We start from the raw sequence: 23,120 nt of genomic DNA, 5'->3' as shown, positions 1-23,120 counted from the left end.
ACATTCCCCTTCTTATTCAATTCAATTGAACCCCTTGAGCAAATCTCCACTATTATAACAAAAGAGATTAATTAGGCTAAACAAAAAGCCGACCTACAAATTATGGAATAACTCATAATCCATCTTCAAAACGAACATAAAGCAACTACAGTTCAAATTTGAACCGAGTTGCTTTATTAAAACGTTTACAATATAATTAACGAATCATTCCGGAGAGTTTGCTCCTTGCTTATCCTCAAATGCTTGAACAACAACCGCTGCAGATGCATCTCCTGTAACATTGATTGATGTGCGAATCATATCTAAAACGCGGTCAACCCCTGCAACCAATGCTAATGCTTCTAATGGTAATCCAACTGCTGTAATCACCATTGTCAGCATGATTAACCCAGCCCCTGGAACACCTGCAGTACCAATTGATGCAAGCGTTGCAGTTAATACAATAATCAATTGCTGTGTAAATGAAAGATCGACACCTAAAAACTGTGCGATGAACAGCACGCATACCCCTTGATACAATGCCGTTCCATCCATATTGATGGTAGCCCCAAGCGGCAACACAAAGCTGCTTACTTTCTTTGACACGCCCAAATTTTCTTCCGTATTTTGAATTGTGATTGGCAATGTGGCAGAACTGCTGGACGAACTAAAAGCAACTAAACTTGCAGGCAAAATTCCTTTGAAAAATTTTACTGGGCTATAGTTGGCTAAAAACTTCACTGAGCTTGAATATACAATAAGTGCATGAAGAATACATCCAATATAAACAACGAGAATCAATTTAATGAGCGGAAGGAGAACGGAAGCACCGTATTGTCCCACAACTGGAGCGATTAAACCAAAAATCCCGATTGGAGCAACTTTCATCACAATGTGGGTAATTTTATACATAATTTCTACAAGTCCATCGAAAAAATCATAAACTGGTTTTGCTCTGTCACCAACCAACGTAATGGCTACTCCTAGGAAAAGTGCGAAGAAAATAATTTGAAGCATATTAGCATCAACCATTGATTGAATTGGATTTGTAGGAATAATATTCAACAAAGTATCAATAACCCCTGGCACTTCCTTAGGTTCAGCTGCTTCTTCAGATATTGTTAAATTTAGACCTGAACCGGGCTTAAAAATATTAGCAAGAATTAATCCAATCAATACGGCAATAGCTGTCGTAATTAAATAATAAGCAAAAGTAATTCCACCCATTCTACCGATTCGCTTTATATCACCTGTACCGGCAATTCCAATCACAAGGGATGCAAGTACTAATGGAACAATAATAAATTTAATAAGTCTTAAAAATAAATCCCCAAGAGGTTTTACCACTTCAATACTTGGTCCAACAATGACACCCACAATAATCGCAAGAACAAAGGCGATTAAAATTTGTGTTAACAGACCAATCTTTCTCATTATGAACCCCCTTTTGTGTATTACCGTGACTTACCCATCCCGGACAATGATTTTGTGGTCTTCCCCCCTTACAGAATAATTGAATAAAATAATGATTGGTTTATCCTATGCTAGTCATTGTTTCAGATATGAATTTCTTGCTTAAGAAAACAAGGCTAGTCACTTTTCCACAAAAAAAGGACTTCTAAATTAGAAGCCCTAAAATTCCTTAAACAAACTCTACTTCAATCCATTTTCTTACACTATTGATAAACCATACTTTCGAACACTTTTTCAAATCATCCAATGTTAAAACCTTTTCTCTGATCTCTCCTGCTTTTAATAAATGTTCACGGAAAGTCCCGGCAAGCAATCCGCTGCTAACAGGTGGAGTCCAAAGTTTTCCGTCCAACTCTAATACAACATTACCGTTTATAAACTCCGTCAACTCTTCTCTTTCATTCCATAAAAGGACGTCAAAAATATCTGCGGATTGAGGCTTGAACGATTCATAAACATCTCGATTCGTTGTTTTATGATATAAAAATACATGTTCCGAATTTACAGGGGTTTTAGCAAGTGTAACCTTTTTAGGAGACTCCATTTTCACGATTGATTGCCCTTCAATTGTACATGTACCATTTGTATTGACAAGTAATCGAACTTTCCATTGTCCTGATTGATTAGCTTTTGCAAACTCTTTCAACTTCTGTTTTACTTCATCGATATCCAGTTGATATTGAAAATACGCTGCAGATTTCCCTAATCGATTTAGATGTTCTTCTAGTAAGAAGAATTCTCCCTCATCCAACAATAAGCTTTCTAATAATTGAAATTCTTTCACTTCTCTAGTAAGGAAATCAGATTTTGCAAGAACTTCATTAAATTCATCTTCAGCAGTGGAGTCCCAAGTTATACCACCACCTACACCATAAGTGGCTTTTCCTGATTTATGCTCAATTAGTACCGTTCGGATTGGCACATTAAAAATAGCTTCTTTATTTGGAGTAATGTAGCCAATAGCACCACAATACACTTCACGAGGCGTTTTTTCTAACTTTGTAATAATGTCCATTGTACTAGCTTTCGGAGCTCCAGTAATCGAACCGCACGGAAAAATAGCTTTTAACACATCTACTAGTTCTGTTTCTTTTTTCAAGGTTGCAGTAACAGTCGATGTCATTTGATGGACCGTTGGATACTGTTCAATATCAAATAATCGGGGTACCGTCACTGTTCCGGTTTCGGCAACAGCCCCTAAATCATTACGCAGCAAATCAACAATCATTACATTTTCTGCACGATTTTTTTCTGAATGATAGAGCCACTTTGCCTTTTCTTGATCTTCTTCAAAAGTTTTTCCCCTTTTAACTGTCCCCTTCATTGGGCGAGTTGTAATTTTCTCCCCTTCAATATGGAAAAACAACTCAGGAGATGCCGATAGAATACTATGTTCTCCTGTATGAATGTAAGCGCAATAATTTGCCGATTGAGCTTTTTTCATTTTATTGAATAATGCAAATGAATCACCTTCAAATTGCGCATGTAAACGAATCGTATAATTCGTTTGATATGTAATTCCCTTTGCAATGGAATCTTTAATAAATTGGATGGCTTCCCGATACTCTTCTTCATTTACATCAGGCTTCCACTCTGTTAGTGAATAGGAATTCATCACTGCTGGCGATTCATGTAAAGGTTCTTTAAAAAGACCAAACCATAACAATGGCATTGTATGTCTAGGCTTCACTTTAAGCGCAGAGTCGAAAGCCGTAGCACTCTCATAAGACAAGAAACCTGCCGCGTAAAATCCTTTATTGATTTCTTCCTGTACTTTTTGAAGACAAGTTAACACTTCACTGATATCGTAAGTCGAAATGATTTTATCAGGATGAAGAAACGTAATCGGCTCTATATTTCCTTTAGAATTCGCAAATTCAAAATACAATCGTGGTGTTTGCTCTGAAATTTGTGTATTCATGTTCCATTTCCTTTTCTATTTTAGAAATTTCTATACATAGTATAGAAAAATTAAGTAGTTATGAAAACTCTTTTTGAATAACAGAAATGGCCAAGCTATGCTCTAGAAAAATGTTCTTGCACTAATTCGATATACCTTCGAATGGATTTTGGTAAGTAGCGTTGATTTAAGTAAGTGAGATGCACAGTACGTTTAAGATTTGGATGTTCAATTACTTTTTGAATAACCGCTTCACTTGTAGAACCCTTTAAATAATTTTCAGGTAAAATCGTCACGCCCAATCCTTCCTGCACTAGGGAAATGGCTGTTTCGAATCGTTCAATCTCATATTTATCATTCATAGGCAAATTGTTCATTTCAAACGCTTTTAATACATCTAATCGTGTTTGGAATCCTTCAGTACTAATTATAAATGGTTCCTTATATATATCTTTCAATTCCAAAGTGTCTTTCTCTTTTAAATGATGCTCCTTTGGCAAAACAGCTACTAATCTTTCTTCGTATAACGGTATCGAAACAATATCTTTTTCGTTAATAATTTGATTGGTAATAATGACATGAGATTGATGAGTTCGTAAAGCTTGTTTGACACTTTCCGCACCTAAAATATCGACTAACTTAATGTTGATGGAAGGATAATCTTGCTTTAATTTCTTTAATGTTTGCGGTATCCAATGTTTTGCAGATTCAATTAGCCCTAATATCAAACAACCATCCCCAACAGAACCAATTTCCTGCAATTCAATTTTTAATATATCTAAGTTCTCTAAAATCTCCTTGGCTCTACCGTATAGAAATTCCCCAACATCTGTTAATTGCAGTTTTCGAGTATGTCCTTCAAATAAAGGATAGCCTACGTCAGATTCTAATTTTTTCATTGCTATACTTAACGAAGGCTGGGCAATGTGTAATTCCTCTGATGCTTTCGTATAACTCATGCATTCCACAAGTTTTATAAAGTATCTCAACTGCTTCGTATCCATTCAATCACCCTATTTATAGTTATTATCTATAATATTATTCAAATTATATATTAGATTTATTAATCAATTCAAACTATACTGATACTAACTACTCAGAATATTTCAAAATTAAGGGGATGCGTTTTTGATGACATCATTACGACAAATTTGGTCTGGAAGAATTGATTATGGAGATGAAAAAAGCAAACGCTACCATGAAATCGTACAGCTAGAAAAAATTGACAAAATACCAGACGTGGCAATCATAGGCTTCCAATGTGATGAAGGGGTACGTCGTAATCAAGGACGAATGGGTGCCAAAGAAGGACCTAATGCCATTCGAAAAGCTTTGGCAAATATACCTTGGCACGGGGAAAAGGCTTGTATCGCTGACTTAGGAAATATAAGCTGTGAAGATGCGGTATTAGAAAAAGCTCAAATATTATTAGGGGAAAAAATAGCGGAAGTACGGGCAAACGGTTCGAAAGTGATTGTACTCGGGGGAGGACACGAAACATTATATGGTCACTACTTAGGTATTCGACAAACCATAGGTCGTGATAAAAAATTAGGAATCATAAATATCGATGCTCATTTTGACTTGCGAAGTTATGAAGAAACGACTTCATCTGGAACGATGTTTAAACAAATTTTAGATCATGACAATCATGCATCTTATTGTGTAATCGGTATACAACAATACGGAAATACACTGGAACTGTTTGAAAGAGCAAAAGAGTTTCGAGTCACTACAATTTTAGAGCAACAAATACGAGAAAATATGAATCAAGCTCTAAATGAAGTCAATTCTTTTATCAATCAAAATGAAGTGATTTTGTTAACACTTTGCATGGATGTCATTAATGCAGCAGAAGCGCCTGGGGTCAGTGCCCCATCACCTTTTGGACTAAATGCTGTTGAGGTTCGAAAAATCATCCAGCATGTGCTTCAATCTCCAAAGGTGGCTTCATTCGATATTTGTGAAGTAAATCCAACCTTCGATTTATATGGCCAAACTGCAAAATTAGCGGCGTATTTCGTCAATGAAGTGATCATGTTCATGATAAAACAAAGGGGGTAAAAACGATGGCGTTTAATCAAATTACAACTATTTTCTTAGCGGTGTTGTTTTTAACAATTGGTACATTCATTATTAAAAAGGTAGGAATTTTTCAACGTTTCTGTATACCAGCACCAGTTGTAGGGGGATTATTATTTGCACTGATTGTCACGATTTCTAAGTCTGCAGGTTTTGAAATCACTCTTGATACTTCATTGCAAAGTTTATTTATGATAACATTCTTTACTACAGTAGGATTAGGAGCCAGTTTTAAATTAGTAAAACTCGGCGGAAAGCTGCTTATTATTTACTGGCTCGCTTGTGGTTTTTTAGCGTTAATGCAAAACGTCATTGGGGTGGGATTAGCATCACTTTTAGGCATTGAACCATTAATCGGAATGATGGCTGGTGCAGTATCAATGGAGGGTGGTCACGGTGCCGCGGCTGCCTTTGGTCAAACGCTCGAAGAATTAAGATTTGAAGGAGCAATGACAGTCGGTGCAGCAGCTGCAACGCTTGGACTTGTAGCAGGTGGATTAGTTGGTGGACCTGCAGCGAAACATTTAATTTCAAAATATGATTTAAAACCATCTAAGGAGGAAATGGAAGTTTCTTCATTGGATACAGATCATGAACAAGTGACAACTCAAACGTTCTTTACTCAAGTATTAATCATCACATTCTGTATGACGGTTGGTTCATATATAGGAAAATGGTTCTCCGAGCTAACGGATTTTGTATTACCTGGCTATGTTGGTGCTATGTTTGTAGCGGTTATTGTTCGCAACATTCTTGATAAAATCAAACCGGGTGCTATCAATATGAAAACTGTATCCATTATTGGGGATATTACCTTAGGAATATTCTTATCCATGGCGTTGATGAGTATTAAGCTTTGGGAAATTACAGATTTAGCATTGCCTTTATTAATCATTGTGTTGGTACAAGTGTTATTTATTGTTTTACTTGCTATGTTTGTATTATTTAGATTGCTCGGCAAAAATTACGATGCGGCAGTCATGATTTCAGGTTTTCTCGGCCATGGACTGGGAGCCACTCCAAATGCGATGGCAAATATGCATGCCATTGTCGGACGATTCGGTCCATCGCAAAAAGCTTTCCTCGTAGTGCCAATTGTAGGTGCATTCCTCATCGACGTATTTGGAATACCGATTATTATTACAACTATTAATCTATTTAAATAATTCATAAGTAAAAAAATGGCTCTATCATATTTGGTTTTCATATTCTAGCACCAAATTGATAGAGTCATTTTTTGATTTTCGTCATTTTATATTGGATTCTTATTAACCAAAACTTCAAATTCGTTGTTTAAATTACACATATAGGCCTGTGAGGAGCACGATTTGTTGAAGCGAGAGATGAATCGTCTTCTAATTTGACGGTACGATGTTCAGTTTTTCAATTACCAAATAATACACCTCCTCTGTAATCGATAACTCTAACTTACAGGGAGGTGCAATCGATTTATATGCGTCGTTTGAATTCGGTATTATATAAATTACGGGTTAGTGCAAAATTTAATGTTTTTTCTATCTAAACTATGAGGCCAACAACTTTGAAAAGTGAAAAGGTGTGGCTGATTTTGCATAGATTAAGCGAGATATTAGCCAAAGATGGCACAATAATAGTCATTCTGCTTATGTTAATAGTCAAATTTGTGAACATAATAGCCAATCAATCGAAAAAAGTTTACGAAATAATCGATAATAGTCAACTCTTTGAACATAATAGTCATTCTTTAGAAGATAATAGTCAAACTTATGAATTTAATAGCCAATAAATTAAAATCAACTTCAAAAATCGGCGATAATAGTCAAAGTTGATTCGATAATAGCCAAAATGCCAAGGATAATAGTCAAACGTGGCAAAATAATTGCCAAAGCATTAGAAAAGAGCGAATGAGAAAGCCAATCATCATTCTCATTCGCTCTTTTGAATAAACCCACGTTTTCTAGAACAAAGACATTTGTTCCTTTTCTGTCAGTCTTTCCAACGCTTCCGGTTCATGGTCGCGGAAGTATGCGTGGTGGAGCCATTTTTCCGTTGCGACGATTTGTTTATTGGCTTGTTTGGCTTCACGGAGTTTGCAGCTATAAATTACAGGGAAATAATCCCGCAAAAACTTCCCTTCCGCATGGGCAGTCAATGCGATGATTTGAAATCCCAATTGTTCCGCAACAAAGAAAACCGGACTGAGCACATGGTCGCTCGATGCTTTGCCGAATGGATTATCCAAAATCACCACCCGGCTGTGCTTCATGTTTGTTTTTTGATGCTGTTTCTTTTCAGCGACGTATTTTAACAAGCCCAAAAACAACGTCATATTTTTGCTCCATTTTTCTCCGCCTGACCATACATTGCTCTGCTCCCAAGAATAGGACCTTGTCGACACTTTATTTTCGTTTGTCACTTTGCGGCAACTTACTTTCATGCCTTCATTTTTCATCACCACTTGCAGAAGCTGTTTGGTTTGCAGCCACATTTCAATGTCATTCCGAACTTTCGTTTCATCCTGAAGGCCATTTTCTTTTACATAACGATCCGACTCCAGTTGAAGCATAATCCACTCAATGTAATCGCGGATTCGCTGCTTACCTTCTTCTTCGTCCCATTGAGGGATCGTAAAAGTATAAATCGTTTTCCATTGATCCTCTTCTTTTACTTTTGTATGTTTTGGAATTTGTTTCAACTCTTCTACCACTGTTTTTAAATGGTTATGGATTTGGTTGATATATGCTTGCAATTCCTCATCTTTTTGCCGTATATGTTCATTGGCATAATTCGTCGACCGCTCGATTCGGATCATCATATTCTTTTTAAAATCCAATAACTCTTCATAACCCGTCTTATAATCCACACCTTCAATCGCCATTTTTTGCAATTTATTATCAGAAATCGTTGAACAAAACTGCTTATAAGCTTGTTTTTGGGCATCCACCGCTTCCTTTTCCTTCTCCACTTGTCCACTATGTTGCTCCAATTCTTGGATAATGGCTTTCACCATTTTCTTCCGATTATAGATAAAATCCATTTTTTCATTTTCACTTAAAGGGATTGTCACGACTTGTGGTGCGTTAAAATGATGTTTTTCAATGAATTTGATCAGCTCGCGTTCCGCTTCATCAATCTTGTTTTGCTCTCGTGACACTTGTTCCATCTGTTCATCCAAATAATTCTTCTCTTTTTGAAGCGCCTTCTTTTCTTCAGCAAGCTCTTCTTCCGCTTGGTTTAATGGAACGGAGAATGTGTAAATATCATAATCCGGAAAATTTTCACGGAAAAGCTGTTTCAAATGATTTCTTTTTCCTTTTTGCTCTTCCTTTTCAGAAAGCTTTTCTGTAACCTGTTTTTCCAACTTGTTTAATGCCTGTTTCAACTCTTTTATTTTGATAATCTTATTTTGCAATAAATGTTCTCCATCTGATGGAAATTCCCAATGTTCATGCACATTTTCACATTCATTGCGGATCTGATCCATCTCTTCCTGCAGTTTAGTCAAATTGTGTTTGGCATTGGCCAGCTTTTCATTCAATTCCCCTATACTTTTTGACGCTTGATGGATTTTCAAATTCAGCGTCTGGATTTTGTCGCGGAGATTTTTCCGGCTTTCCCCGGTAAAAATTGGGGTCAATGATTGCACTTCTTTATACTCTTCATCATTTTTAAGAGAATCTAATTTCCATTTTAAATTTTGTTTGCGTTCCTCCAGTGCAGCCTTTTGTTCGTTATAATCCAATAATTGTGCGGCTAAATGTGCTTTTTTGGCTTTTATATTGGCCAATACGTCTTTCAACTCTTTTTCAACTTCCTTGGCCTCTTTTACTTCACGGCAATAATGGAAATATTGATTCCCTTCCTGGATTTTCCGTTCAAGCCCTTGCATTTCTTCTTGGCAAAGTTCCATTTGTTCCTCGATGGTTGTGATTTGATGCTTCAGATTCTTTCGCTGCTGCTCCGCATTTTCAATTTCTCTTTCGATTTGTTCGATTTTTAACATTGTTTCCGACCATCTTTTTTGAAAATCGGTCAGCCGTTCATATGGATAGTCTTTCAAAAATTGTTGGAAGGCTTGTAGGGCATATTCCCATTCTTTTTGTTCCGTTTCTTTCAGTTCTCTTTCCTTCGTCGCTTTTTCCGCATCCACACGGACTTTTTCTTTCCATTGCCCAAAGGTCTCTTCCATCATCCCTTTTTCCCAATGAGCAGGAATAATCCAGGATGGCTCCGGTTGGACGGCATCTTTCTTTATCTTCGCCGCTTCTTCGGTCGTCAGTATTTGAATCGGGTATCGAAGTTCATCTGCAAGGTCTTCCACTTTCTTTTGCAATTCTTCCTTCGATTTATTGGTTGTAATCAAAGTGACAGCCCATAACGGATAGAAGACTTTTTCTTCATAATCCGCTTCATTCAGCATCTGCAAATATTCAATACCCGTTACACAATAGTCCAATTGATTTTTCCATGATTTTATCCGCGCTTCAATCAACGGATCGCTGAAAAATGTTTTCTGTTCCCCATAATCATCGACTAAACGCAATGCCACCCGCTCTTTGTATAATAAAACCTCTTTTTCCTTTTTCAATTTTTCGATGGTTTCATAAAGCCGGTTATAAATGGAGTGTTCATTTTCATAGACCGATTCCAGAATGGCCCATTGCGGTCTTAATCTTCCCAAAATTCGAATCAATTTTCTTTGTTCATTTTCAATTTGGCTTTTCTCGTTTTTCAATTGTTCTTTTGCAACATGCAAACCGTTCTTCTCATTTTTTAATTTTTCGATGGTTTCATCCAGCTCAATCGATTGCTTCTCTTTTTCCTTCTTCTCTCCGTGCAGCCGTATCAGTTCTTCATCCAAAAATTGATGGCGGTTTTGCCATTCGGCCATTTTCTCTTCCACTTGTTCGTGCTGTGGATTGGAAAGCAACAATTGTTTCAACCTTTCGATATCCGCTTCCCTCATTTGGATGGTTTTCTGAACACCGGCGATTTCCCTTTGCTTATCCAAATCATGTTTTTCGATGGACCGCTTTTCTTCCTGCAAAGTATCGATTTGCCTTACAATCGGATTGAGTTCGAATTGGATTTGTTCCATATTCTTTTTCATGTCATCCATCTGTTCAATAAAATGTCCGAGCAGCGCCTGCTTCGTTTCTTCCAATTGGTTTTGCAAATCCGAGAGCTCTTCTATTTCCTCCAGCTTCTTCATTTCGCTTTCAACAAACGCAATTTCCTTTTGATAATGATTCAAAAGTTGCTTGCATTTCGCAAATTTCAATGAATAATAGGCAAGGCTATGTTGCTCCAGTTCTTCCTTTTTTGTGCCATATTCAACATTTGCCAGATCATAATCTTTCTGCAGTTGTTCGTATTTTTCTTCCTCAACGGCAATCTGATAAGACGCCACTTTCACTTCATGTTCTTTTTTCTTTTGAATCCAAAGATTGAATTGCTCTTTATTCTTTTCCATTTCCTTTGCAACATCGATTTTTTGAATTTGAATCTCTTCCCAGATTCCCTTTGCCTTCTGCTTCGACTTGTCATAGGCAAGCTGGGAGGAATGCAGTTTTTCAAACGTTTGCACGTATTTTTCCAGTTGATGTTGGATCCGCTTGTTCTCTTCAATGGTTTCTTTCAGTTTTTTATAAAGTTTCAAATTATCCAGCTGTTTTTCAAAGATATCGGCAAAAAGGGTTGGATGATGACCCGCAATCGATTGTTCAACGGTCGGTATCAATAAGCGGTCAAATAACTGGGTGGTGTTTTTGCAGGTTTCGAAAAACTCCTCGACGCCCCCTTCCGAGCTGTTGATCGTCACAATACTTTCCCATTCATCGGCAATAATATGGTATTGTTCTTCAATAAACTTCCGATATTCTTTGATTGTCGAAAACGTTCTTGCCGATAAAGGATATCGTTCCTTCATGCCATTGTAATAATCAAGCATTTCCCCCTTGTCGGCAGGTCTAGTGCCGCCTTGTCCTTCCCGAACAAAAGGAATGCCTTCGATTCCGTTCTGATCCCCTTCATCATATTCATAAACATAGCGGTAAGAATCCAATCCTTTATCCGTCATAAAAAGGGTCACCGCCGTCACAACATATCGCCGTGGACGTTCGTTGAGTATCCATTCGATCGCAATATGGGCCGGGGCATTTTCCAACACCAAAGTGTTTTTAATTTTTCGATCCGCCAAATCGGTATGAGGAATCATCCCTTGCAATACCGTTTGGATAAAAACGGTCTTCCCTCCGCCGTTTTCAAGAAGAATCGCCCCATTATATCCGTTGAATAAAAAGAGTTCATCATTATAACGCTTGTTGCCTTCTTCATAGACAATATTGGTCAATCTGATTTTATTGATGGCCGGCATGTTGTCCCTCCTTATCAAAACTATAAAGAAACTCAAAAATCCCTTTGTTATATTCCACTGCCATGAAAAATCGCTGGATGATGGTCATCGCTTTTTCCGTCAAGGTGATTTCATTATTCCCGATTTCCCGGATCAACTGTTGGTCGTTCAAAAACTTTGCAACCATATGCAGGAAGCTCATTCGGCTAATCGTATTTCCTGATTGCCGCTTAGCGGTTTCCTTAATATCATCCATATCATCCCATTTTTCGATGATAGCGCTCCAATTGTAAGAAAACTCTTTTTCCGATGCTTTTAATTGTTCCTCATCATGGGATTTCAAATGATCAATCCGCTCCTGAATCAGCCGGATCCAATCATCCATGCCGATAAATTGCCTTGTGGGATGCGGACTTTGATAGGAATCATAAAAACTGCCGAAAAGAACAAGTATGCAAAAATAAAGAAGATACATATCCGCATTCGTCGCACCGGAACGCAAATATTTCCGTTTAATCCACTCATTGCTTACATGGAATGGAGACAGCTTCGGTTCAGGAACGAGAAACAGTTCTTCACTCGTTTTGATTATGGCGCAATGCACTTCCTGGCTGAACAATTCAAGAAGGGCGCGCACATCTTCATCGGCATTATAGATTTGAACGGCCTCTTTGCCCAAAATCCCGTCCTTTGCCAGCTTCGTATATAGTCGAAAGGCTTGCAACACTGTTTGTTCAGAATAGTTCATCTTCATCCTCCAACTTTATGTTCATTTCACTGATGGAATAGCGATCTACTTTTTGAATGATCGCTTTATCTTCCGTAACGATTAATTTGCGTTTTCCCAATAATCGAAAGGCCTCATCAAAAACCGTTCTGCTTTCTTCATCATCCGTTCCCGCTTGAATAGGCGAACGTTGGTGGAGAACAATCCAAAAATCGTAGAAATACCGCATTTGGAATAGATTCTCCAATTGATTTCTTTCGAGATAGGATATGAACTCGGATAACGTATTGCCGCTATTTTCTTCATAAGCCTTCAGAAAATGTTCCATCAGCTCTTTATATTTTTCTGAAATCCATTGTTTATATAAATTGAAGCTGTTTTCGTCATCCACTTCATAAAAGTGATATTCCACCTTCTCTTTTCGGTCTTCCACGATATTCTGTTCTTCCAAAACAGCAAGCGGCGACCAAAATTCATTTTCTTCCACTTTCAGGAAAGGATGGAGAACGCCTTTCATCGCATCCAACGGCAAAGGGGTGGACACAATGAGAGACACGATATCTTGGTCGAAGTTAAAGGAATGCATGCCCGTATAATAAAGCGACTCCTGGGCTGTAATCAAAGTCGTGTTTTTCAAATGGAGAGTCTGATTCAGAAGCTCGGAATGTTCATAGTGCACTTTCTCCAATTCCCTGTTGATCTGCAAAATGTATTGATACGTTTTCTGCTCCTTTTGATGAATATTTTCGGCAAACAATCGTTCCCTCGTTTCTTTGACAAACTCCCTCAATTCTTTGAATTCTTCATCTTCCCGTTCCAGCCTCTGAAAAATATCATCAAGCAGCTCTTTATACCGCTCAAACGTTTCTTCGGACACAATGCTTCGCTGGATTTCATGCTTCAATTTGACAATGCGTTCCTGCAACGTCTCGACGGCCACCCGCATTTCATTGATTTGCCGAAGTGCCCCCTTAAATTCCCCCTTTTCCAGCTGTTTCCGTAAAATCAATTGGTTGATGGATATTTGGAACTCACTATAAAATTCCTTCGTTGCAAAAATCAATTCCAATCCATCTTCATCCAATGTGTAGAATTGGGTATTCGTTCCGGCATCAAAATCGTTCGCCTTCAAAATGGAATATTCAATGGTCTCCTCCGCCTTTTCCTCCCAATCAAAATAACCGTAGCTGCGTTTTTTTCCGTGGGTCGGGCGGAAATTTTGAATCAAGGTTCTGGCCAGTTCTTCATAGGTTTCCTCTTTCAGCATATACACTTCTTTCGTGGCCTCTTTTAAAAAGGAAGCCAATTCTTTGACACCTGTCCTTTGATTTCGCATCAACTTCTGTTCAAAGAAAAAAAGCAAAGTGAGGAGGCCAAGCCCTTTCATATCAATCTTCGTCCCATTTAAATCAACATCCCTTTTCCGATCCAGTTCATTCAACGGTTCAAAAAGGGCGATGCGCCGAATCCGATCTCTGTATCCGCTTAATAACGCTTGCATATCCATCTGTTCCAATCGGATCCCCTCCAAATTTCCTGCAATTCTTTTGATTTTAAGATTTCCTGCGGGTAATACTTCCCTTGCGAAAACATCATCGCCAGTTGTTCTTGCTCCTTTTGCGGAAATTGGCTAATGAATTTTTCTTGAGCTTCAGTATATTGTCTTTGATATTCTTTTCCGGCGATCGGCTGTTTTTCAAGACAAGCTTTATAGAATGGCAATGCCAAATGGGCTTTGATTTTTTGATTCAACGAATGCCAAATGGACACTCCTTCCCGGTCAATGTCGCCGAAATAGAAAAAATGATGCTGGGCGTTGACCGGATATTGGTCCTGGAACTGTTCGATGCTATGGATGATTTTCTTCCCACTTCCGTAAATCAATGTGGAAAATTCAGTGGATGGCAAAGCCGGAAGCAGACCTTGATAAGTCGTTTTATTTTCAACAATCAGGTGAAACTGTGTCTCCTTTGTCACCAGCTTGGGATGGATGGCAAACATCAACGGGTCGGAAACAGGGATGATGTTAAAAGAATGGAAGAGTCCGATACGCTCCAGCAGCTCTTTTCCCCCTTTTTCAGTGAGCCATTTTTCATCCTGGACCAGTTCAAAACTGCGCTCCGGTGCAGGAACGGACTCTTCCGGAAAACCAAATGTTTTTATGTATTCATCGATTTTGATGAGATAAGGAAGATCGTGCCGCCAAATGGAAGGATCTTTTTTGTAATATTCATCAAGGTTTATGGATGGATGGAACTTGTTGCGATAATGTTGAATCTCTTGATGGAAACCGGTTTGAAGCAGACTTTTATTGATCCGGTACTGAAAGGCGAGCGATGGATTTCTTGTCGTTCTTCCTTTAGACTTCACCATCTCCAAAATGCCTTCCTGTTCCAGCTTCAAAATAAAGCCGGCATATTCTTCGTATGTATGAAAGAAATTCCCCATGATTGCTTCCAATGCGGATAATCCTATCATTCTTTTCGGATAGCCATTAAGTGCGCGGTAAAGTTCATCCACTATCCTTACCTCCGAACATTCTTTTTTCCTATTTTACTTAAAATGAAGGGAAATTGGAAATACAAGTCTGTGAAGAAAGTTAGGGGAATGTTGCACAGTTCAAGAAATGTTTGGTTTTGGGGAGGGGATTTCAATAAAAATCGTTTTACGGGCAATCAATAGATTTGTCAAAACAATAAAAAATGGAAATTTTTGTTGAGAAGTGTTTCTTTCCATTCATGTATTCTTTATTTTCGAAACTTATGAATTTTTATACATCGTAGTGTGTTTCTCTTTATATTCACTATAATAAGAAATTAAATACCTTTTGTAATTATATGGATTCGCCATCGGACACTAGTGTCGCATAAAAAATATCAATAGACATAATAAAACTGAATTTTCTCACTAGCGTCGCATTAAAATAATTTAACACCTTCAAATAAACCGAATTTTCTGAAATATAATCCAAACACAAAAAAATCCTTTATAATGGTTGGGTGGTAGTAAACCATCCAAATCCAATACAAAGGACAAAACCATGGATAAGTTTACACGAAAAACATCATTTAAAAAACGCTGTCGTCCGTGTGTTAGAACGATTTTCGTTACCTGAAGATTCGCCTGTATTCTCCGATGAAATGGTGGTGATTGGATCCACGCAAAAACGTTCTGAAAACGCGTTCCGTCTCATCAAATTGTTGGATACAAAAGGAAATAAACTTCATTTACTGACGAATCGTTTTGATATAGATGCAGATGAAATCGCCGAAATCTATAAGTCACGTTGGGCCATTGAACTCTTTTTCAAATGGATGAAACAACACTTGAATATCAAGAAATTCTACGGCCACAGCGAACAAGCCGTACACAACCAAGTATACGTAGCGATCATTGTATACTGTTTAAATGTGTTAGCTCAGTTGAACACGAATAGTGACCGAAGTACGTTACAAATAAGTCGATATTTGAAAGCAGCTTTATGGAAATCTGCACACATTTGGTTACGGAAAATCGAAGGGAAGAGCGTTCCTTAAAGGTTGATTTGTCGTTGTTGCACTCGTCTTAAGTTATAGGTAAAAAATGGATGTTTACTACCTTTATTTAGGTGCTTTTGTTTTTCGCTAATATTCCAGAAAAATAAAATCTGAAATTTCAAAACTTATTTATGCGACGCTAGTGATATTATCTTAATGTTAAGAAATGGGGGGATACAAAATATACCCTCCCTAAAATTAAAATACACAAGGCCATCAACAATTGTTATTTGTATCAACTAGTTAAAGCTTAATTTTCTAAGTGACAATATTTTGCGGTTATATATAAAAACTATGAAACGTTATCTGTAAATTGTAGAAACAAGAAGATGTATTGGAAAATCATTAATCTTTAAAGGATTAGATTATTCAAAATTAAATTGTTGTTCAATCATAGTGTTTTCACTTCACCCAATATGCACTATGTTACTATACTTTAAACCATTTAAAATTTTTGCTTTAAAGTGTTTTTATTTACTGAATTCATAGCCATTCGTTTTTATACTTTTGATCCATTAATAATGAAGGGATAAAGCTATTCTAAATTTAGGTTTGCCAATTCTTTTATGTTTGGACACACTTTTTAGGTCGGAATTTTGTCCCTTCCACCTTTCGGTAAATCCCTTTTTAATTTTTAATCATCTTGTTCATTCTTCTCCTCTTGAAACCATGAGAGGATTATTTCATAGATTTCTAAATAAGGATGTAAATGCCACTGATCTTCTTCCGATAGTTTAGCTGAACCTTTTTAAAAAATATAACAGATTCTTTTTTATTTTTCCGATTATACGAATGCTATTCTTTTTTTGTACTCATCCTCAGACATCATCCAAAATCAATAAATGCAGCGTGTTTTTGGCAAGTAGAAATTTAGTTTGCCATATACACCATACTGTAAAGGTGAACTGATATCTCAATAGTGGAAATGGGAAAATAATATGTAAAAATATAAGCTACTTAACGTAAAAAGCCAAGTAGCTCAAAGAAGTACACGTAATTCAATTAACCGTATTTATTTATTGTTCATTCAATTATAACAACCGGTTCAAACAACCAATTTCTTGATTTGTAATTATCATCGTCTCGATTTATAACTTCCCGAGTGATGCCATTTTCAATTAACAAATCTCTAAATCTTTTACTCAGAAATACAGGTCTATACGCCCAGCTTCCATTAGATTTCAAATCTTTCATGATATTTATATCTTTAATAGGATATTGTTCAAGATCCCTTTTATTATAGTGATATGGATAATCAATCCGTCCTCTAATGTTACACGTTTGACATCGTTCTTCCGGTTCCGTAATAAAATAATAATGTTTCATTTCGGAACTCCATGATGGAAGAACATTTGTAGGAATCACTTGAAATACGGGCTGTGCAGGCTTTTTACCGCTATGTATCACCTCTCTCAATTCGTACCCTGTTATTTCCCACTCTTTCATTAAATACGCCATTTTCTCCGATACAACCCAGTAATCGACACCGACATTGACCATATATCGATCCCCCACTTTTGAAGTATCCATGACTAAAGGGGAAGTCTGAACTTTTTCGTGAATGCCGCAAGATGGGCAAATCGTCTTCCATTTAATTCCATCCTTTTTGTGTTCTAAAAACGCTTTTGATGAATTACCTGTAGAAACCAACCTAAAAAAAGGCGATCGTTCAAAATCTAAATAATTAAACCTGCAAGAAAATGATTCACCACATGAAATCTGGTATTCTTTTTTTAAATGAGAAGTGATATAAGAAATTGTATCTATTCCTACCTTTCCGTTGAGTCGGATTGGAACCTGAAGATATACTTCAGTCCCCATTTTCGGCTTATCCGGAAAGTTTAATGAAATATCAAATTTTCCAAAAAGTCTTTCGAGTTCACTTTTTAAAGAATATTCAGCAAAAAAATCTATACATAAATAAATATCCATACTGAAACATCCTCTTTTATAAGATTATGGGAAAGAGTGAGTCAAATTATATACTACCCACTCCACCCAAAAAACTACTATAATTTTAATAACAAAGACAGTATTTATTACTTAGCTTTATATTGTTTAGTTTTAGAAAATTGATACAAAAATTCCCATACTGGATCGCCAGTTTCATTCCAAAGTTCTTTATAAGCATATCCAAAAAAACATGATTCATAAATTCTACTTTTGTTGTTTCATATACAATCATGAGAAAAATTACAGCAGTCAATTATATTTTTTCTTAAATCTTACAAATTTATTATATAAATGCAAATTAGTGAATTATGATTTTCATAATTTATCCAACAAATAAAAAGCATCCACAGTTCATGAACAGAGATGCTTTTTATACAATTTTCCACTTGTATTAAAATCTTTCCTTAATCTCCCCCACCCCTGCTGCAAGCATCACCGCCAACTTCATGCGGGCTTTTTTGCTGTCGTAGTCGCGGCCGAGGATGGCACCTTTCTTTTGTAAGTCGTAGGCTGTGCCTGGAGTATCGTACACCACTTTGACGTTTCCTTCCGCCGTGCTTGTTGTCACCACCACGACGACGCCTTTTTCAATGGCATATTGCACTTGTTCTGCAACGGCCGGGTGGACTTGGCCTCGGCCGAACGCTTCAAGGACAATGCCTTTTGCTCCCGTCTCCACCGCATACTTAATCAAACGGCCATCGGAGCCCAATGAACATTTGATGATTTCCACATAAGGCAATTCGGACTTCAGCTCATACGTTTCCTTTTTCACCGCTTTCCCGTAAAGGATGACTTCTTCCTCATCCACATAGCCCAAATGGCCAAACTCCGGTGCGTTGAAGCCATCCACATTGGAAGCGTGATTTTTCTTCACATAGCGGGCAGGAAGAATCTTTTCATTAAATAACACGACCGTACCTAAGCTTCTTGCTTCTTCGCTAGCTGCAAGAATAATCGCTTGGCGCAAGTTAGCAAATGAGTCAGTGCCAATACTTACTGGACTTCTTTGCGCTCCTGTCACCACAATTGGGCGTTCATCATGAATCGTTAAATCAAGAAAGTATGTCGTTTCTTCTAACGTATCTGTTCCGTGTGTAACGACAATTCCTGCTACTTCTTCATTTTCAAACACATTTTCAATTTTCTCTTTTAGACGCACCAAATGCTCGAATGTCATTTCATTGCTCGGTAATTGGAAAATGGTTTCTACCTGCAATTCGATGTATTGTGGTAAAACACATTGTTTTGACAGTTCTTCACCCGTTAACATCCCGGAAGACAAAAGACCTGTTTCTGGATTTATACCGCTAGCGATTGTTCCACCAGTACTGATTAATACAACTTTTTTTCTCATTCTTCGCACCCCTAACATTTAAATACAATCATATTCAATATTAATTCATTGTTGGAATAACTTCAACAAATGGACTAGAAATCCCTACCACTAAAAAATCGCTTTTATTCCTACAAAAACCCTTGGCACTCTTACCAAGGGTTCTTATGTTTAACCTTCTAAAATTAATTTTTCTAATTGCAACGGCTCAATATATTCTCCGTTTTTATAAGCTCGCATGTTACCGCCAGAAATTTCATCAATTAATAAGATTTCTTTTGTTTCACGATCACGGCCGAATTCAAATTTAATATCGTATAATTCGATGTCTTTTTTCGCAAGTTCTTCTTTTACAATGCCAGCGATTTTTTGTGTAAGTTCTTTTAACACTTTGTATTCCGCTTTGGATAAAATGCCAAGCATGTCCAACGCATCTTCGCTGATTGGCGGGTCTTCCCGTTCATCGTCTTTGATTGTCACTTCCACAAAGGCATCAAGAGGTTGCCCTTCTGTTGCATAAAGGCCATAGCGGCGCAAGAAACTTCCCACTGCACGGAAGCGGCAAATCACTTCCAACCCTTTGCCGAATGTTTCCGCCGGTTTCACTTTCATCGTCTTTTTATCGATATCCGCTTCAATAAAATGCGTTGGGATGCCTTTTTCATTAAGCAATTCGAAGAAATATTTCGTCAATTTCAATCCTGCAAGTCCGGCACCTTCAATTGTCAATCCCACCGTGTTGGCACCTGGGTCAAAAACTCCGTCAACGCCCGTTACATCATCTTTAAATTCTAATAAGTAGTTGCCGTCTTCTAGTTCGTAAACATTTTTCGTTTTACCAGTATAAATGTGCTTCATGTCAAGTCTCCTTCTTCTCTTAGCCTTTACATCGATTAGAATTGATGTTGTCTATATAATAAATCAAAAAATTATTCTAGTACAAGGGGGATCACCTCTTATTATCTATCTCTTCTATATATTCTAAAAATTAAAAATTTTTAATTAGTGTGTAGCTGCTTATGTAATAGAAAAATATTAGACTTATATATGGAAATATTTCAAAGTGCTGCTCAAACAATAAACCAAGATAATAACGATTATATTAATGCATAATAAACGCACCTACGAATTCATTCGAGGTGCGTTTAATTTCATATGCTTTGTTCCCTCAAGATAGCCTTATTACACATAACTCTCAATGTTCACACTTAACACCGAAGAAAGAAGCTTTTTCGTATATGGGTGTTCGGGATGCTCAAAGACCTTCTGGGTTTCCCCAACTTCCACGATCTCCCCTTTATACATCACCGCTACCCTTTGACACATATAACGGATGACGGCCATATTGTGAGAAATAAATAAATACGTTAACTGTCTTTCTTTCTGCAATTCTTTTAATAGGTTCAACACTTGCGCTTGCACAGAAACATCCAATGCTGAAGTTGGTTCATCTAAAACGATAAAAGAAGGGTCTGTAATAAGTGCGCGTGCTATTGCAATTCTTTGCCGCTGTCCACCACTAAATTCATGGGGAAAACGGTCTAAATGTTCCTCTTTTAGTCCAACTCGTTTTATCAACTGTATAAGTCGTTCTAACTCTCCTTTTTCTTTTCTTTCGGGTTTTGGTAAACCATGTAAAGGTTCCTTAATAATATCTCTTACCCGCATTCTCGGATCTAAAGAACTTTGAGGATCTTGGAAAACGGTTTGAATTTCCCTTGGCCTTGTTCTTTCATATTTATTTTTCTTCCATAATGGTTTTCCTTTATAAGTAATCGTTCCACTTGTCGGGGCTTCCAATCCAACTATCATTTTCCCTAATGTACTTTTTCCTGAGCCAGATTCTCCAACAATCCCTAACACTTCTCCCTCACGTATCGTTAAATTCAGAGATTTTACAGCTTTCATCGTTTGCTTTCTCGTGTTATATATTTTTTCAAGATTTGTAATTTCAATCATACTGTCACCTTCTCCAGCCAACAAGACACATGGTGACCTGGCTCGATTTCCTTTAATTGCGGATGGTTGCTCTTGCAAATATCCATAACTTGATTGCAACGATCGGAAAAGGCACAGCCAACAGGCCTTTTCAATAAATTTGGAGATTCACCTTCAATAGCTTGTAGTGGCTCATCTGGAGTAACAGAATCAGGCAAGGCCTTTAATAGTGATTTTGTATATGGATGGCGTGGGTGAATTAACACCTCTCTTGTCTTACCGCTTTCCACCACTTCGCCCGCATACATTACGATAATCCGATCACACATGTTACTCACAACGCCTAAATCATGGGAGATAAATAATACTGAAGTTCCCCTTTTTCTATTTAATTCTTTAATTAATTGTATAATTTCATATTGTATCGTTACATCCAATGCTGTTGTTGGTTCATCGGCAATTAATAAATTCGGAGGGGCAGCCATCGCAAGAGCTATAATGACTCGCTGGCGCATTCCACCACTTAATTCAAAGGGATACTTGTTAGCAACAAGTTCTGGTTGATCTATATGAACTTCTTGCAAAGCTTTAATCACTGCTTCTTTCGCTTCTTGTTTTGGCAATTGTCTATGTTTTTTGATGACATGAAATAATTGTTGTCCAATTTTCATCGTCGGCTGTAAAGCGGTCATTGGTTCTTGGAACACCATTCCGATTTCTTTTCCTCTTAATGCATGCAACTCTTTCTTTTTAAGCTTTAGTAAATTTTTCCCTTTATAATAAATTTCCCCTTGCGCAATTATGGCATTTTCTTCGAGTAATCCTAATATGGATAATGCAGTAATGGATTTTCCAGACCCTGACTCCCCAACAATCCCAACAATTTCACCTGAGTCTATTGAAAGATTCATATTTTTTAAAGCTTCAGTAATGCCATGCAACCCCCGGAAATTCACATGCAGGTTTTTGATTTCAAGTAACACCTCAACACCACCTAACGAGCAGATTTCGGATCAAGTACATCTCGAATTCCATCACCGATTAAATTCAAAGCCCCAGCAGCTAAAAATAAAAATAGCCCAGGAAATACTGGATACCACCAATAAGTTAAAAGGTATGTCCAGCCTACACTAATCATCGCACCCCATTCAGGCGTTGGAGGTTGTGCACCTAACCCTAAAAAACCTAGAGTTGCAATTAGTAAAATCGTATCTCCTATATCAAGAGTGGCTTGAATAATTACCGGTGAAACTGCATTTGGAATAATGTGTTTAATGATAATCAATGGTTTAGAAATTCCAAAAGTTTCTGCTGATTTCACAAAAAGCTTCTCTTTTAACCCTAGTGCTTCAGCCCTTGCTAGTCGTATATAGACAGGAACTTTTACGATAGCAATGGCAAGCATAGCGTTTTGTAAATTTGGTCCTAATACTGCCGCCAATGCCATCGCTAAAATTAAACTTGGGAATGCCAAAATCATATCGACAAGTCGCATAATGATGGTGTCCACAATTCCACCAAGATAACCTGAAATACTGCCAATTATAAGACCGACCAAAGCTGCAATAAAAATAACGACAATACCAAGCCCAAGGGATAAGATGGCACCATAAAAAATTCTTGTAAAAATATCTCTTCCTACTTCATCGGTACCAAACCAATGACTATTTGACGGTGGTTGAAACTTATTTGCTAAATCGATTTTGTTTGGATCATAGGGAGAAATAAAAGGCACGAGTATCGACAGGACCACAATGATACATAAAATTGCTAAACCAACGAGGGTCATTTTGTTTTGTTTCAATTTATACCAGAAGGGATTTTTTGTAGTTTCCAACTTATAGTATCTGCTTACCATAATT

15 protein-coding genes and 1 pseudogene are annotated in these 23,120 nt (G+C 37.3%); 3 read left to right on the top strand and 13 right to left on the bottom strand.

The genetic code is table 11. From position 1 onward, the window contains the following. Positions 1 to 204 precede the first annotated feature (204 nt). From NST00_RS06665 to NST00_RS06655, 3 genes are all read right to left on the bottom strand, one after another. A complete protein-coding gene (locus NST00_RS06665) occupies positions 205 to 1,413 on the bottom strand; it encodes a dicarboxylate/amino acid:cation symporter (RefSeq protein ID WP_340709778.1) in 1,209 nt (402 codons plus the stop codon). A gap of 208 nt (positions 1,414 to 1,621) precedes the next feature. Next, complete coding sequence (gene pabB, locus NST00_RS06660; protein WP_340709777.1) at positions 1,622 to 3,373, bottom strand: aminodeoxychorismate synthase component I; 1,752 nt, start codon at positions 3,371 to 3,373, stop codon at positions 1,622 to 1,624. Positions 3,374 to 3,468: 95 nt separating this feature from the next. Beyond that, positions 3,469 to 4,356: a LysR family transcriptional regulator gene (locus NST00_RS06655; protein ID WP_340709776.1), complete on the bottom strand. Its 888-nt coding sequence runs from the start codon at positions 4,354 to 4,356 to the stop codon at positions 3,469 to 3,471. Positions 4,357 to 4,483: 127 nt separating this feature from the next. On the opposite strand from NST00_RS06655, the gene hutG reads away from it, so the two are divergent. Both hutG and gltS read left to right on the top strand, forming a co-directional pair. Continuing rightward, positions 4,484 to 5,416 (top strand): formimidoylglutamase, encoded by a 933-nt coding sequence (hutG, locus tag NST00_RS06650; protein ID WP_340710160.1) that lies wholly within the window; start codon positions 4,484 to 4,486, stop codon positions 5,414 to 5,416. Positions 5,417 to 5,421: 5 nt separating this feature from the next. Further along, the gene (gene gltS / locus NST00_RS06645; RefSeq protein WP_340709775.1) at positions 5,422 to 6,600 is read left to right on the top strand and encodes a sodium/glutamate symporter; all 1,179 of its coding nucleotides are present in this window, start codon (positions 5,422 to 5,424) and stop codon (positions 6,598 to 6,600) included. A gap of 770 nt (positions 6,601 to 7,370) precedes the next feature. Here gltS and NST00_RS06640 read toward each other — a convergent pair. From NST00_RS06640 to NST00_RS06625, 4 genes are read right to left on the bottom strand one after another with little or no spacing between them, the layout of a single operon-like run. Continuing rightward, the gene (locus NST00_RS06640) at positions 7,371 to 11,789 is read right to left on the bottom strand and encodes a hypothetical protein (RefSeq protein ID WP_340709774.1); all 4,419 of its coding nucleotides are present in this window, start codon (positions 11,787 to 11,789) and stop codon (positions 7,371 to 7,373) included. Next, a complete protein-coding gene (locus NST00_RS06635; protein ID WP_340709773.1) occupies positions 11,773 to 12,516 on the bottom strand; it encodes a DUF6063 family protein in 744 nt (247 codons plus the stop codon). The genes NST00_RS06640 and NST00_RS06635 overlap by 17 nt, the downstream gene beginning before the upstream one ends. Next, complete coding sequence (locus NST00_RS06630; protein ID WP_340709772.1) at positions 12,503 to 14,011, bottom strand: replicative DNA helicase; 1,509 nt, start codon at positions 14,009 to 14,011, stop codon at positions 12,503 to 12,505. Before NST00_RS06630 ends, NST00_RS06635 begins: the two co-directional genes overlap by 14 nt. Next, positions 13,981 to 15,015 carry a Wadjet anti-phage system protein JetD domain-containing protein gene (locus NST00_RS06625; protein ID WP_340709771.1) on the bottom strand — a complete coding sequence of 345 codons (1,035 nt, stop codon included), beginning with the start codon at positions 15,013 to 15,015 and terminating at the stop codon, positions 13,981 to 13,983. Before NST00_RS06625 ends, NST00_RS06630 begins: the two co-directional genes overlap by 31 nt. Positions 15,016 to 15,566: 551 nt before the next feature. On the opposite strand from NST00_RS06625, the pseudogene NST00_RS06620 reads away from it, so the two are divergent. Beyond that, a pseudogene (locus NST00_RS06620) lies at positions 15,567 to 16,031 on the top strand (transposase); the annotation flags it as partial. Between the two features lie 1,023 nt (positions 16,032 to 17,054). Here NST00_RS06620 and NST00_RS06615 read toward each other — a convergent pair. The 6 genes from NST00_RS06615 to NST00_RS06590 all read right to left on the bottom strand — a co-directional run bounded on the left by NST00_RS06615 (position 17,055) and on the right by NST00_RS06590 (position 23,116). Continuing rightward, entirely contained in the window at positions 17,055 to 17,963 is a 909-nt protein-coding gene (locus NST00_RS06615; protein WP_340709770.1) for a hypothetical protein, read from the bottom strand. A 412-nt stretch (positions 17,964 to 18,375) separates the two neighbouring features. Continuing rightward, positions 18,376 to 19,341 (bottom strand): asparaginase, encoded by a 966-nt coding sequence (locus tag NST00_RS06610; RefSeq protein WP_340709769.1) that lies wholly within the window; start codon positions 19,339 to 19,341, stop codon positions 18,376 to 18,378. A gap of 150 nt (positions 19,342 to 19,491) precedes the next feature. After that, positions 19,492 to 20,178, bottom strand: coding sequence for a phosphoribosylaminoimidazolesuccinocarboxamide synthase (locus NST00_RS06605; protein WP_340435188.1), 687 nt, complete (start codon positions 20,176 to 20,178; stop codon positions 19,492 to 19,494). 324 nt (positions 20,179 to 20,502) lie between these two features. Then, entirely contained in the window at positions 20,503 to 21,279 is a 777-nt protein-coding gene (locus NST00_RS06600) for an ATP-binding cassette domain-containing protein (protein WP_340709768.1), read from the bottom strand. Continuing rightward, the gene (locus NST00_RS06595) at positions 21,276 to 22,241 is read right to left on the bottom strand and encodes an ABC transporter ATP-binding protein (protein WP_339288005.1); all 966 of its coding nucleotides are present in this window, start codon (positions 22,239 to 22,241) and stop codon (positions 21,276 to 21,278) included. Before NST00_RS06595 ends, NST00_RS06600 begins: the two co-directional genes overlap by 4 nt. An 11-nt stretch (positions 22,242 to 22,252) precedes the next feature. Next, positions 22,253 to 23,116, bottom strand: coding sequence for an ABC transporter permease (locus tag NST00_RS06590; protein ID WP_339288003.1), 864 nt, complete (start codon positions 23,114 to 23,116; stop codon positions 22,253 to 22,255). Positions 23,117 to 23,120: the final 4 nt, after the last annotated feature.

This window comes from Ureibacillus sp. FSL K6-0165 (assembly GCF_038004285.1).
GTDB classification, from domain to species: domain Bacteria; phylum Bacillota; class Bacilli; order Bacillales_A; family Planococcaceae; genus Ureibacillus; species Ureibacillus thermosphaericus.
The sequence above is the reverse complement of the archived record's forward strand: the minus strand, read 5'-3'. Positions and strand labels throughout refer to the sequence as shown.